Origin of the sequence: Neptunicella sp. (assembly GCF_048268085.1) — a bacterium.
Classification (GTDB): Bacteria; Pseudomonadota; Gammaproteobacteria; order Enterobacterales; family Alteromonadaceae; genus Neptunicella.
This window is the reverse complement of sequence record NZ_JBLWWF010000016.1, coordinates 35,404-47,739: the sequence shown is the minus strand read 5'-3', so window position 1 is coordinate 47,739 and position 12,336 is coordinate 35,404. Positions and strand designations below refer to the sequence as shown.

16 protein-coding genes, 1 tRNA gene and 1 riboswitch are annotated in these 12,336 nt (G+C 43.7%); of the genes, 6 read left to right on the top strand and 11 right to left on the bottom strand.

Going from position 1 to position 12,336, the window contains the following annotated elements; genetic code table 11:
• Window positions 1–5: 5 nt before the first annotated feature.
• From ACTD55_RS13430 to ACTD55_RS13380, 11 genes are all read right to left on the bottom strand, one after another.
• Window positions 6–575: a DUF5655 domain-containing protein gene (locus ACTD55_RS13430; RefSeq protein WP_438864850.1), complete on the bottom strand. Its 570-nt coding sequence runs from the start codon at window positions 573–575 to the stop codon at window positions 6–8.
• Window positions 575–973, bottom strand: a complete 399-nt coding sequence (locus ACTD55_RS13425; protein WP_438864849.1) for a cupin domain-containing protein — start codon at window positions 971–973, stop codon at window positions 575–577. Before ACTD55_RS13425 ends, ACTD55_RS13430 begins: the two co-directional genes overlap by 1 nt.
• A 28-nt stretch (window positions 974–1,001) precedes the next feature.
• The gene (gene cdd / locus ACTD55_RS13420; protein WP_438864848.1) at window positions 1,002–1,409 is read right to left on the bottom strand and encodes a cytidine deaminase; all 408 of its coding nucleotides are present in this window, start codon (window positions 1,407–1,409) and stop codon (window positions 1,002–1,004) included.
• A gap of 243 nt (window positions 1,410–1,652) precedes the next feature.
• Window positions 1,653–2,102: a ribosomal protein S18-alanine N-acetyltransferase gene (gene rimI, locus ACTD55_RS13415; protein ID WP_438864847.1), complete on the bottom strand. Its 450-nt coding sequence runs from the start codon at window positions 2,100–2,102 to the stop codon at window positions 1,653–1,655.
• The gene (locus tag ACTD55_RS13410) at window positions 2,090–2,509 is read right to left on the bottom strand and encodes a DNA polymerase III subunit psi (protein ID WP_438864846.1); all 420 of its coding nucleotides are present in this window, start codon (window positions 2,507–2,509) and stop codon (window positions 2,090–2,092) included. Before ACTD55_RS13410 ends, rimI begins: the two co-directional genes overlap by 13 nt.
• A gap of 176 nt (window positions 2,510–2,685) precedes the next feature.
• Window positions 2,686–2,762, bottom strand: a tRNA-Trp gene (locus ACTD55_RS13405).
• Between the two features lie 90 nt (window positions 2,763–2,852).
• Window positions 2,853–3,635, bottom strand: coding sequence for a phosphotransferase (locus ACTD55_RS13400; protein WP_438864845.1), 783 nt, complete (start codon window positions 3,633–3,635; stop codon window positions 2,853–2,855).
• Window positions 3,632–4,243, bottom strand: coding sequence for a nicotinamide riboside transporter PnuC (gene pnuC / locus ACTD55_RS13395; protein WP_438864844.1), 612 nt, complete (start codon window positions 4,241–4,243; stop codon window positions 3,632–3,634). The genes ACTD55_RS13400 and pnuC overlap by 4 nt, the downstream gene beginning before the upstream one ends.
• Window positions 4,240–4,497, bottom strand: a complete 258-nt coding sequence (locus ACTD55_RS13390) for a hypothetical protein (RefSeq protein ID WP_438864843.1) — start codon at window positions 4,495–4,497, stop codon at window positions 4,240–4,242. Before ACTD55_RS13390 ends, pnuC begins: the two co-directional genes overlap by 4 nt.
• Before the next feature lie 30 nt (window positions 4,498–4,527).
• Complete coding sequence (locus tag ACTD55_RS13385; RefSeq protein WP_438864842.1) at window positions 4,528–6,633, bottom strand: TonB-dependent receptor; 2,106 nt, start codon at window positions 6,631–6,633, stop codon at window positions 4,528–4,530.
• 61 nt (window positions 6,634–6,694) lie between these two features.
• Window positions 6,695–6,811: riboswitch (TPP riboswitch) on the bottom strand.
• Between the two features lie 88 nt (window positions 6,812–6,899).
• Entirely contained in the window at window positions 6,900–7,775 is an 876-nt protein-coding gene (locus ACTD55_RS13380; protein WP_438864841.1) for an MBL fold metallo-hydrolase, read from the bottom strand.
• Between the two features lie 91 nt (window positions 7,776–7,866).
• On the opposite strand from ACTD55_RS13380, the gene ACTD55_RS13375 reads away from it, so the two are divergent.
• From ACTD55_RS13375 to ACTD55_RS13350, 6 genes are all read left to right on the top strand, one after another.
• Entirely contained in the window at window positions 7,867–8,631 is a 765-nt protein-coding gene (locus ACTD55_RS13375; RefSeq protein ID WP_438864840.1) for a sulfite exporter TauE/SafE family protein, read from the top strand.
• Window positions 8,632–8,642: 11 nt separating this feature from the next.
• Entirely contained in the window at window positions 8,643–9,050 is a 408-nt protein-coding gene (locus ACTD55_RS13370; RefSeq protein WP_438864839.1) for a rhodanese-like domain-containing protein, read from the top strand.
• Window positions 9,050–9,460 carry a YeeE/YedE family protein gene (locus ACTD55_RS13365; protein WP_438864838.1) on the top strand — a complete coding sequence of 137 codons (411 nt, stop codon included), beginning with the start codon at window positions 9,050–9,052 and terminating at the stop codon, window positions 9,458–9,460. Before ACTD55_RS13370 ends, ACTD55_RS13365 begins: the two co-directional genes overlap by 1 nt.
• 6 nt (window positions 9,461–9,466) lie before the next feature.
• Window positions 9,467–9,871 carry a DUF6691 family protein gene (locus tag ACTD55_RS13360; RefSeq protein ID WP_438864837.1) on the top strand — a complete coding sequence of 135 codons (405 nt, stop codon included), beginning with the start codon at window positions 9,467–9,469 and terminating at the stop codon, window positions 9,869–9,871.
• Window positions 9,872–9,881: 10 nt separating this feature from the next.
• The gene (locus tag ACTD55_RS13355) at window positions 9,882–10,187 is read left to right on the top strand and encodes an ArsR/SmtB family transcription factor (RefSeq protein WP_438864836.1); all 306 of its coding nucleotides are present in this window, start codon (window positions 9,882–9,884) and stop codon (window positions 10,185–10,187) included.
• A gap of 217 nt (window positions 10,188–10,404) precedes the next feature.
• Entirely contained in the window at window positions 10,405–12,309 is a 1,905-nt protein-coding gene (locus ACTD55_RS13350) for an alpha/beta hydrolase family protein (RefSeq protein ID WP_438864835.1), read from the top strand.
• Window positions 12,310–12,336: the final 27 nt, after the last annotated feature.

The window sequence follows — 12,336 nt, the reverse complement described above, 5'->3', positions numbered from 1 at the left end:
ATCTGCTAGCCATTTTGTTGATAGGCAGCGACCAGCAATGTTTCCACTTCGGTGGTGATCGCATTGATGCTGGTTAAACTGATTTTATGGGTGGCCTGACCGGGCGCATTGGCCGGTTGTAGCAAAGCTGATACAGGAGGATCAGTAAAACGCAGCCCCACATCCACCCGCTTTTTTGTCGCGGCGGCAATAGCAATAAACTGACGTTTGCGCATAAAGGGAATATAACTGGCGCGTCCTTCAACTTGTACATCCGCCCCCAGCGCCAAAATCAATTGTTGTAAACGTTCAAAAATAGGTAACAACTCACTTTTGGCACCAGCATATTGTTGGGAGATATATTCTTCCAGCGTCGGTGGTTGCCAACCGGCAGCCCGCGCCGCAGCATCAGCAATCGCCCATTGAGAATTTTGCGCTATACCATGTTGCTGTTTTAACCAGCGCCTGACGTCATTCTGATTGAGTGGATCAATGCCACTGTGCTCAACCAACTCAATCCACTGGTGCAAGGTTTTACCAGTGCGCTGTTGCAAAGTTGAGGCGACCGCGGCCATCATCTGTTCGGGATTGGACATTATTTTTCATCGGCCTTATGTTGCGTACCTTCACCGGGAGTAATAAACAGCATACGGGTGGCAACGCTAGTTTTAGCGGTATGCCATAAGCCTTTGGGCACAATCACATATTCACCGGACTGCTGTAGCGTTAACGAATGCAGTTGTTGCCCGTCATCAATAACAAAAGTAGCTTCGCCGGATAACAGGATCACAACTTCATCCCCTTGAGGATGCATTTCCCAACTGCCCCAGTCAGAATCGAAATCATAACTGGCAATCAGTTCGTGTCCTTTAAAATGATTAAAGTTATCGTCCAGTTGCTGATAGATGGTGGGCGTCACTGGCACTTTGGTGGCCATTTTATCCGGCCCTAACACCACAAACTCGTTAGCAATATTGGCTTTTTCAGCTGTCATCAATTTCCCACCGTTAATGCATTTTCAGTTATGAATTCACCATTGCCTGGTCAAATGAAAAGGGCAGCAATTCCTTAATCGTGACTTGTTTGATCTCACCTTGCCATTGGAATACCAATAAAATATCGGCGCCAAATTCAGAGATAAACTGACGACACATGCCGCAAGGACTAATATCCCCCTTGGGTGAATACACAGCCACGGCAACAATATTTTTATAACCCTGGCTAATCGCGTTCCCCAACGCCACTCTTTCGGCACAGATACCCGACGGGTACGCAGCATTCTCGATATTGACGCCACTGATCACCTCGCCATTGTCCAATAATACTGCGGCCCCTACCGGATAATGAGAATAGGGTTCATAAGCCTTGCCGATAACTTGCTCAGCTTCTGCCATCAAGGCGCTAACATCCGTTGGTGAAAGTGTCTTCATTGATCATTTTTTTCCTGATTTAGACGGTCTATTAGTCTCAGGTAAAATGACACGAGCGTCAATCGGCAAGGTAATTCAGTGACGAGCTAAACCCCGTCCTACGGTATTCATTCAAATGCAGGTCGGTGTTTACGCCGCGAAGAGCAAAAATCCAGACAGAGCAATAAATGACTTCCCTTTGCGACTTGGCGTCTCTGCGTGAAAGTTTGTTTTCAATTGCTGAGCTAATGTTCTGTTCATACTCTAGAAAAACATCTTACTCATGACGATGGCGTCTTCCCAGCCTTTGTCGGTAGGATAGTAATTTTTGCGATGTTCAATCTCGGCAAAATCAAACGCTTGGTACAGATTAATCGCAACGCTGTTTGATTCACGGACTTCCAGCCAGATTTGCTGGGCACCACGCTGTTGGCATTGTTGCTCAAAATGCGTCATTAAGTTCCGCCCAAATCCTTTACCGCGCATGTTTGAGCTCACCCCAATATCAATTAACGTCAGCTCATCCAACACCTGATGCCCCACATAGAAACCAATCACTTGATCATCAAGTATGGCGTGATAAGCAAAATACTTATTACCGAGGCAAGATAAAAACGTTTGTTCTGATGAGGGAAAAGCCTGACATGCACAATGAAGCTGAAAAGCAGGTTGATAATTCTGCGGAGTAATCCGACTAAAGACTATTTCTGCCACTGTTGCAAAATATTCCAGAGTTGCTTTTTAAGCTGAGGTTGAGCCTGCAATTGCTCAAGAGGTGGTGTGATTAATAGGTTTTCGTTGAGTTGAATTTGCTCGCCCACTTGCCAATCCAAGGTTACTGATACGGTTGGCTGTAACTGTTCCAGTGCCAGTAGTACGTCTTGTGCAAACAACGGATCCAGCTTCATCTGTTGTACGGTATTTTCTGCTGGAGTCGCTGTTACAAGATCTTCTGGCTGTGCCACATTCTTTACTATTTCTGACAGAGGTGTGGATACTACAGGAGATTCCGCTACAGGTTCAGACTGAGTCTGTGCATTAACAGCAGGATCGCGTAAACGCCACTGGATAATACCCAGTTGACCTAACACCGCTTGTTGATATTCAGATAAGGCATTCATGGCAAACAGATTAGCATATAAAATAGCGATGATAACACGAGGGGTTGTTTATCTTTCATCTTCTTCCCTGATGAGAAATGAAAATATCTCATTCGAGGTGCAAACCATAAAACTTAGTCACTCAATCAATTAGGCTTACGACAAAGTGTGAGGGATTTTCAAACACTAAAGAAAAGTGGCAGGGGTGGAGGGACTCGAACCCCCAACCATCGGTTTTGGAGACCGCTGTTCTACCAATTGGAACTACACCCCTGCAGATGAATCGCGCATTATACTTATGCGGCTTTAAAGGTAAAGCAAAAAGCCATCAGCAAATGGTAATTTTTAACTGTCCGCTTTTTTTTTAATCAGTTTGCTGCTCGGCAGCCGCATACCATAGGTCGGCCGTCAGTTGTGCGACGGGTAACATGCCAACCACTTGCTTGAATACCGAGGCTTCAGTGACCCCATTAATGCGGGCGTAATACCCACATAACAATTTGGTATTTTTGTTGCTCAACTGATTGACTAACACGGCATTGGCAATATCAAAATAACGATTCGATCGAGCGGCATATTCCCAATCAAGCAATATTCCCTGTGGTGACAAGCAAATATGTTCATAGGCCAAATCATGATGACAAAATACGTCTCGTGCCGATTGCATCCACAAATGAGCAGTATTATTAATGCGCTGCTGCCAGTTGGGTTTATTCGTTTCAATGCGTTGTAAATAGCGGTGCCATTGCGCCAATAACGGCAACTCGTCCACCTTAACGTCCAGTTGATGTACTTTTGATAAACTTTCAGCCAGTAATGGAAGATGCAAATCTGGCTGGAACATTCGATCTTTAAGGGTTTCTATCTCACACCATTTTTCGATATGAATTAAGCCATCTTCGGAAATATGTACAGGTTGGGGAGCCAGTCCCAACTCACCTAATTTACGCTGTAATTCAAAGCAGTCATTGCGAGTGAGTAATACAAATTCCTCACCCACAAAATTTTTAACCAAATAACTGTCGTCACCGGACTGTAATTTATAATTATTATTGATAGTGCCGCCCTTCAATGGGCTTAACCGAAAATCGGCTGATAACCAGCTTAGTTGGCGCAAATATCCGGTTAGCCTATCAATGGATTTCATGCAAAAACCTCATCGGAAGTCAGCAATGTCTTTCTCCACTGAATATAGCCATATACTGCAAAACCAAAATAGCTGACAAATAGTAAGGTAGTCAGATACAAACCGGTTTGCCAGTATAAGTAAGCCGATACGGAATTAATGACCATCCAGTACAGCCAGTTCTCCAGAATTTTCTGCGTCACCATCCAGGTCGTGAACAAACTGAATACGGTAGTCAAAACATCCAGGTACAGGTGTTCTGCCGAGAAACTGCTGGCAAGCAGTTGGATCAACAATAAGCTCAGTAGCAATAGGCCGCTAATTACACCTAAGTGATAACGCCAACTTTTTTCGATTACTTGCAGCGGTTCTTGTTCACGGTTAGCTTGCCAATGCCACCAGCCATAAACCGCCATCAGCAAATAATAAAAATGCAAAAAAGACTGCATTGGCAAACTATGTTCCCATAGCAGCCAAGTATAGATCCCAGTGCCAATTAAGGCGCTTGGCCAGCACCAGACACTTTGTCTGGCGGCCAGCCATACGTAGGCAATGGCTAATACCACGCCTACGATCTCCCAAACCGATTGTTGTGTCCATTGCTGGACGACAATCTCAAAAAAGGTCATTCGCCACTACCGACTTTGTCACCATTAAGAAATTTACACACAAATATAGCCTGACCTATTTCCTGATGGCTTCGTTGCATTTCTTCAGCCAAAATCTGCATGGTAGGCAGGTATTCGCCTTCTACCACCGTGCTGGTTCTGCCGGTATCCACACTTAGCTCGGGATAACTATTTAAACGGTCGATAAACGCTTGAATTGGTGCAATGTATTTTTGGTTTAACGGATAAAGTGATATTTCTGCAATTAATTTCATGTTAATTCCTTAAATAATGTAGGTGCTATCTTAAAAGTGATAATTAACATCGATACCGAATCGACGTGGTTCACCAAACTGCTCATAGGTATGTTCCAGATATTCGTCTCGGGGATCATTGCCGAAGAAGAAACCACGGTTGGCGTATTCACGATCAAACAGATTGCGGGCATATAAACTGATTTTCCAGTTATCCATTTGATAATCCAGACTCGTGTGCACCAGTACGACCTTATCGGAACGAGAATCATGGCTATAGGAATAGTAGAAGTCGTCTTTCGCATCCAGTTCCAGCAGCCAGCTAAATGCCGAGTTAATTTGCCAATTGACACCGGCATTAACTTGATATTCCGGAGCATGTGCTTGTTCGCGGTGATTGATAGGAATGCCATCCTGACGACTAATGCCACTAATGTCAGTTTTTAACCAGCCTAGATTAACAAAACTGCTGACTTGCTCGCTTAGCTGATAGCCCAACTGCACTTCTATTCCGTAGTTCGTACCATCGGCGGCATTGTTATAAAATCCGGCAAAAGACTGATCTTTGACGAACCAGTTTTTATACTGGATATCATCCCGCCACTGATAAAACAGATTAGCGTCATAGGTTAAATCACCGGCGTTATTACTGCCTTTAGCGCCAAGTTCCACGCCTAGCAAGGATTCTGGTTTAAAGGCTTTATGAGCTAACAGAATATCGCGAAACTCTTCGAAACCGGCACTATCGACTTTACTTAACGCTTCACCATTAACGCCACCCATTTTAAAACTGCGCAGCGCGCTGGCGTATAACATGGTTTGTGCATCAACTTGATAGTGATAACTGAATTGTGCACCCCAGTCGCTATCATCCACACTGGTAACCACTTGATTGGAATCCTGATAATCCAATTGCTGCGAGCTTAACCGTAAACTGCTGGTCAGCCAGCTACGCTCAGACAGGTGATATTGATATTCGCCAAATATCGCCGCATCTTTGCGGGTCACATCACTAAAAAATTGCGCGTCAGTATAAGCATCCCAATCAAAGAAATTACGCTGTAATTCTTCATCTTTATCGGCGTAATAGACCCCGACAGTCCAACTGTTCTGGATTCCGGGCTTACTGGTGAATTTGAACTCAACAGACTGCTCGTTACGATCCCGTAAATATTCATCGGTGGAGGAGTATTCCCACCCCGGTGCTATTCCCACGTAACTCCAGTCTTCATCAAAGGCATAACCCAAGTCGGCGTGTAAATGGGTCACTTGCAACTGCAAGTCTGCCCAGCTATAGCCTTGATAAGCCCCTTTAATTGCAATGGCTTGGCTTTTTTGCCGATCAAAGCCCGGCTCATCAGATAATGTAGTACGATCTCTATCTAGCGAGAATGCATCGTAACCATTATCCACATCAATAAAATGCAATACCGTTTTGATGTTTAACTCTGAACTGGCCTGCCAGTCCAGCTTGGCTCTGGCTGAAAATTCATCGATATTTTGCGTATCATCACGATCTAAAAAGGTATTTTCGATAAAGCCGTCACTGCGATTTTGATATACCGATACGCGAAAATTTGTTGAATCAGTTAACGCGCCCCCAGCGGCAGCGCCCAGATGCCAACTATTGTAATTTGCCACTCCGGCTTGTAAATCAACGGTACTGCGAGCATCGGCTTCTTTGCTGATCACGTTAATCATGCCCGCCAAACCATCGGCACCGAAACGGGTACTGTTCGGCCCTTTAAACACTTCTACTTGCGCCACATCAAACATGCTGGCACCGGCTCCTAAACCGGAATAGTTAATACCATCCACAATAAAACCGACGGACGGATTAATTGGATCGACAAATTGACTACGTTCACCGATACCACGAATTTGAATAAAACGGCCACGGCTGGCCCCACTGGCAAAATTCACATTGGCGGCACGATTGAGCATCTGTTCAAGATGTTGTGCATGACGTTGTTCGATGCTGACATCATCCCAAACGGTAATACTACTGGCCATCTCAGATAAGGGTGTGCTGGTTAAGGTGCCTTGCACCACAATGGTTTCGAGGGAATCGTTGTCTATCTGTTCTGCCTGAGCGGCAATAGAATTCAAAGAAAGTGCCATCAAACTGGCAAGTAATGTTGGTTTAAATTGTTTCATAGGATCTCTTCAGTTAGAAAAGATCCGGCTTTACGGCAGGTATAATAGTGGATGTATTGAGTCAAAAACATCAGCCCATTCCTACGCCGGTATTATCCGGATCAGGTATCAGGGTTCCCATTGCTGGATCTCAGCCGATAGCTGTCTACTGACAACTTCAGCACCCCTTGGTGTCTACTTCCCTTTAACGGAAAGTATTGGCGGCGATTCTAGCAGCCAGCCGCCAACTTACAAGTGCCATTTTGCTATAGCTTAGACTGGTCAGCTCACTGCGGTTTTGTGCCGACCAGATTAACTGGCAACTTGAGATAACTGACCCCATTATCTTCTGCGTCTGGAAAATGCCCGGCACGAATATTGACTTGAATACTGGGCAGAATTAAATGGGGCATCCCCAACGTGGCGTCACGCGTTTGACGAACCTGAATAAACTCGGCTTCCTGCGTATTGGTATTGATATGGACATTGGTACTTTTATGCTCCGCAACCCTGGCTACATAGGCGAGTTCACGGCCATTAGGCTGATAATCATGACTGACATAAATTAGCGTGTCTTCTGGCAACGCGTACAATTTCTGCACCGACTGAAACAAAATCGCCGCACTGCCACCGGGAAAATCACAACGCGCCGTCCCTGCATCGGGCATAAACAGGCTATCGCCGACAAAGGCGTGACCATCAATTACATAACTCAGACTATCGTTAGTATGCCCGGGGGTCGCTAACACTTGTCCCGTGTAAACACCTAAATTAAAGGTATCACCTTCACTAAATAGTCGGTCAAAATCGCTGCCATCAGTTTTTATGCTGCCAGCTAAGTTATAAATTTTTTGGAAGGTATCCTGCACTTTGGTAATCCCGCCGCCAATAGCAATCTGCCCTCCCACCTGTTGTTTAATGTATTGTGCTGCGGTCAGGTGATCGGCATGAGCGTGAGTTTCTAATATCCACTTCAAACTCAAGTGTTGTTTGCTCACAAAGTCCAATAACTGCTGGGCAAAATTTGTGGCGGTTTGGCCTGATGCATAATCAAAGTCCAGCACCGGATCGATAATTGCCGCCTCTTTACTGTCTTGATCATAAACAATGTATGACAACGTGGATGTGTCTTGATGAAAAAATGCTTCAACCTGAATAGCCATAAATCCCCCTCAATAAAAGCGACTTGTAATTTAGCAAAATACGAATTAACATACAACTAATTGTTATATGTTATTCATTTTTGGAATTTAAATGTTTTCTGTCGTTTTAGGTGCGCTGTTTATTGGCTTAAGTTTGGGAATTTTTGGCTCCGGTGGCTCGATCCTGACAGTGCCTGTTTTGGTGTACCTGGCAGGACAGGATCCCAAAGTAGCCATTGCGGGCTCGTTATTAGTGGTCGCAAGTATCAGTTTTGTAGCCAGCCTATTTAATTTGCCCAAGCGTCATATTAGTTGGCGTCATGTTATCTGGTTAGGTTTGCCGGGCATTGCTGGCACGGTGGGTGGTTCAGCCTTAGCCAGTTTTGTGAGTGGTGCAGTACAACTCTTGGTATTTGCGGTATTAATGTTATTAGCCGTGGTATTTATGTGGCGCAATCAGTCCTCTCGCCAAACTGAAAACCGGCCACCCAATTTGCCGCTATTAATACTACAAGGGGCAATAATTGGGGTGGCCACCGGTTTTGTCGGTGTCGGAGGTGGATTTTTAATTGTGCCAGCACTGGTTTTGATGGGGCGGTTGGCATTTCATCAGGCGGCCGCTACTAGCCTAGTCATCATCGTCATTAATTCGAGCATTGGCTTTATCCATTACCAACATCTACTTAGCCAACAATCTGCTCATTTAAATTGGACAATACTCGGTATTCTATCCGGTTGTGGTATTGCCGGAAGTTTAGTGGGACAAAAACTGGTTCCATTATTGCCACGCCGATTATTGCAAAAAGGCTTTGCCTTGTTTTTATTAGGCATGGCCAGCTTTGTTATCTATCAAACCCTTCCCTCAATCATTCGTTAAGGTAAATAGTTATGTCGAATTCACTCAAAAACTATCAGCAACTGGTTCAACAAACCAAGCAACAGATACAAGAGATCGACGTGGATAGCCTGTATCAGCTGCAAGATCTGCAACATGCCATTATTATTGATATTCGTGAGTCGACTGAGTGGGATGATGGCATTATTGACAACGCTGTGTGCATATCACGCGGGGTATTAGAAGCTAATCTGGTTAATATTGGAGCGGTAAAAGATCAGCCAGAACCACTGGCGGCCTTATCTGAATATCCTATATATTTGTACTGTCGCAGTGGTGCCCGCTCGGCATTAGCGGCCAAATCCCTGCAAGAAATGGGACTGAGTAATGTGTATTCTGTTGCCGGCGGCACTCTGGCATGGCAAGAAAAAGGCTACCCCTTAATGAAAAAGGAGCATTGATGATGCATAATTTCACACCTGTTTCCGCGCTTATCGGTGGTGGATTTATCGGCTTAGCGGCGCTGTTATTATGGCTGTTGATTGGCCGTATTGCCGGTATATCTGGTATTGTTTCAGGGATTAAACTGTCACTTTCAAGTGAAATCCGTTGGCGGATTTTATTTGTCGGTGGGTTAATCGCAGGCTGTTTTATTGCTGTTCATTTTGGTGCCGTCAAACCTGTGGTTCCACAAGGATCGACTTCCCTGCTGATCATCGCAGGATTATTGGTCGGGGCAGGCACCGTCATTGGAAGCGGTTGTACTAGTGGTCACGGTGTATGTGGAATGAGCCGTTTATCCAAGCGTTCAATTACCGCTACCTGTCTTTTCATGGCTATCGCTATGCTCACCGTTTATTTAATGAGGTAATTCATTATGCGTGACTTATCAGCATTACTGGCTGGAATTTTATTTGGTATCGGCCTTACCGTGGCACAAATGACCAACCCGCAGAAAGTACTGGATTTTTTGGATATAAGCGGTAACTGGGATCCTAGCTTGGCTCTCGTCATGGGGGGCGCACTAATCATTGCCGGTATCGGCTTTAGCTTAACTAAAAATAGACGTAAACCTTGGTTTGCCAATGGTTTTAATCCCCCCAAAAAAATCAAGATAGATCGTAGTCTGATACTGGGTGCGCTGATGTTTGGTATCGGTTGGGGATTAGTGGGATTATGTCCAGGTCCCGCGCTAGCCTCACTGGCGTATGCATCGCAAGAATTGCTTATATTTGTTGCTGCCATGCTGGTCGGTATGTTGCTAAGCAAGCGATTATCCTAAAGAGTCGCTGATGACTGAACTAACAACCATTCCAGTGGAACACGCTCAACAGGCCGCGCTATTTTTGCGCGGTCTGGCTAATGAACATCGACTACAAATACTCTGTCAGCTGGCCGGTGGCGAGAAAAACGTCGGTGAATTACTGGCACACTCAACACTTAGCCCGTCTTCATTCTCTCAGCATTTAGCGGTGCTGCGCGAACAAGACTTAATCCAGTTTCGTAAACAGGCACAAACTCTGTTTTATTCAATTAAAGATCAGGATACTTTGTTGTTTATCCAACAACTTAAAAATAAATTTTGTCCTGATTTATAGCCCGACTGGCTAAGGTTAATCTATCGCTTTGGTCGACTACCAGGCTATGGTTGATAATATATATTTCATATGCGTTGAGTGCAGACAAATATCTACACAATTGCATCTTTCACGGCATAACTAATAATATCACTGACAAGTTAATGGCTGTTCAATCTATACAACGCCATTAAACGCAGGTAACCTTCTGATTTTAAAATCATATATTCATGGAGGAATGATGCGTTTATTCGCTTTTTGTTGTGCTTTTATCTGTTTAAATTGTTTTGCCAGTGAAGTTAACTGGCACGACTTTGCTCAACTCCCCACGGTTGAGCAGCCTCAAATATCACCTGATGGCACAAAGATAGCTGTCATTTACAATACTCCAGAAGGACCAACCGTCAGTGTTGCTCCGTTTCCGAGTTTAGATTTCAGCATACTGGCAACGCTAAAACTTGGTCGTGACCGGGTTGACTCAGTAAGTTGGTCAGGTAATCGTTACATCATTATTTCTGCCAGCTCTCCACAGTGGCTCGATGGAGAGTTTTTTCGAGTAAGTCGTCTTTATGCGTTTGACGTAGAAAAGAAAGAAGGCAAAGAATTAACCCAACGTAAATTCACCCAAAAGAGTTGGTATGAATATCAAACCTTTAACATTGTCTCTATTCTGAAAAATGATGAAGAGCATATTTTGGTATCGACCTATGACGATATGGATCGCGGATATTCAGTATTTAAAGTGAATATACCTACGGGTAAATATAATAAAATCCAAAACAACGAACATGACATCTCATATTGGAGTGCAGATAAGCAAGGCGTTGTAAGACTAGGAGTTGCGTACGATAAAAAAGATGAATTAATCACTCGCACTATCTGGTATCGAGATAAGGCACAAAATGAACTCAAAAAACTTTATACCCGTACCTTGGGTAAAGGGGTCACGTTTAATGTTATTGGTATAACTGAAGCGGGCGACAAAGCATATATTCTATCAGACCGCGAAACCGGAAAAGAGTCTTTATGGTTGTTTGATATTGTTAGTGGTGAATTTGAGAAGTTACTATACAATAATCCAGATTATGATGTTGGCGGTGGATTAGTCAACAGTCAGGGAGAAATTATTGGTGTTTATTACAGTGATGACTTCTCTCGCAAATACTATTTCGACCCAAAAGACAGCGCACAGGAAACGTCGCTCGCTCAACTGTTAAAAAGTGAACATGTGTCGATTGTCAGCCGCAGTGAAGATAAAACCAAAATTTTGGTAATCAAACAAGAAGATAATCACCCCTCAACATATTTCTATTTTGATTTAGCAAACAAAAAAGGCGGACTCTGGATTTCAGAATATCCAAGCCTAACTAGAATAGCTTTTCCTCATGTACAAAATTACAGCTTTAAAGCATCAGATGGTAAAACGATTAGTGGCTATTTAACCTTACCTGACGAAGTACAAAGTCCCCCTCTAATTGTTGTACCCCATGGAGGCCCTCATAGTCGAGACTATAAGTATTTTAATCCGGAATTGCAGTATTTAGTGGCAAATGGCTATGCGGTTTTACAAGTCAACTTTCGCGGGTCATCAGGTTTTGGTAGCGCATTTGAAAATGCCGGCTATTTCCAATGGGGTAAGGCTATGCAACAAGATGTCTACGATGCGATGGACTGGGCGATCCAGACCGGTAAAGTATCAAAAAACAAAGCCTGTATATTAGGTAAAAGTTATGGTGGTTATGTCGCCATGACCGCCAGTTTTCAGCAACCGGAAAGGTTTGATTGTATAGTCAGTGTGGCAGGTATATCAGATTTAGAAGATATGGTGCTAAATGAAGACTATCACGGCATGTACACCGGACATATTGTTAATCTAAGCAATCCCGATGAAGTAAAAGCATTAGCGCAGGTTTCCGCCATCAATTACACAGATAAAATACAAAGCCCAATGTTATTGTTTCATGGAACAAATGATACTCGCGTGCATTACAGTCAATCAGAAAACTTATATGACAAAGCAAAGCATAGAAAAGATATAGAGTATGTCGAAATTAAAAATGGTACCCATTTTTTCGATAATCCCCAAAGCCAACAAATTTATTACAAAAAACTGACCGATTTTTTAGACAAATATTTACACTAATAGATAAAACTTGTTGAATTTAATAAC

Bases quoted from the DNA above. Each gene is read 5' to 3' on its own strand.
- pnuC (WP_438864844.1), bottom strand. From the start codon at position 4,243: ATGACCTTTTTTGAGATTGTCGTCCAGCAATGGACACAACAATCGGTT.
- ACTD55_RS13380 (WP_438864841.1), bottom strand. From the start codon at position 7,775: ATGGCTATTCAGGTTGAAGCATTTTTTCATCAAGACACATCCACGTTG.
- ACTD55_RS13365 (WP_438864838.1), top strand. From the start codon at position 9,050: ATGATGCATAATTTCACACCTGTTTCCGCGCTTATCGGTGGTGGATTT.
- ACTD55_RS13360 (WP_438864837.1), top strand. From the start codon at position 9,467: ATGCGTGACTTATCAGCATTACTGGCTGGAATTTTATTTGGTATCGGC.
- ACTD55_RS13390 (WP_438864843.1), bottom strand. From the start codon at position 4,497: ATGAAATTAATTGCAGAAATATCACTTTATCCGTTAAACCAAAAATAC.
- ACTD55_RS13370 (WP_438864839.1), top strand. From the start codon at position 8,643: ATGTCGAATTCACTCAAAAACTATCAGCAACTGGTTCAACAAACCAAG.
- ACTD55_RS13350 (WP_438864835.1), top strand. From the start codon at position 10,405: ATGATGCGTTTATTCGCTTTTTGTTGTGCTTTTATCTGTTTAAATTGT.
- ACTD55_RS13355 (WP_438864836.1), top strand. From the start codon at position 9,882: ATGACTGAACTAACAACCATTCCAGTGGAACACGCTCAACAGGCCGCG.
- ACTD55_RS13400 (WP_438864845.1), bottom strand. From the start codon at position 3,635: ATGAAATCCATTGATAGGCTAACCGGATATTTGCGCCAACTAAGCTGG.
- ACTD55_RS13385 (WP_438864842.1), bottom strand. From the start codon at position 6,633: ATGAAACAATTTAAACCAACATTACTTGCCAGTTTGATGGCACTTTCT.
- cdd (WP_438864848.1), bottom strand. From the start codon at position 1,409: ATGAAGACACTTTCACCAACGGATGTTAGCGCCTTGATGGCAGAAGCT.
- ACTD55_RS13375 (WP_438864840.1), top strand. From the start codon at position 7,867: ATGTTTTCTGTCGTTTTAGGTGCGCTGTTTATTGGCTTAAGTTTGGGA.
- ACTD55_RS13425 (WP_438864849.1), bottom strand. From the start codon at position 973: ATGACAGCTGAAAAAGCCAATATTGCTAACGAGTTTGTGGTGTTAGGG.
- ACTD55_RS13410 (WP_438864846.1), bottom strand. From the start codon at position 2,509: ATGAATGCCTTATCTGAATATCAACAAGCGGTGTTAGGTCAACTGGGT.
- ACTD55_RS13430 (WP_438864850.1), bottom strand. From the start codon at position 575: ATGTCCAATCCCGAACAGATGATGGCCGCGGTCGCCTCAACTTTGCAA.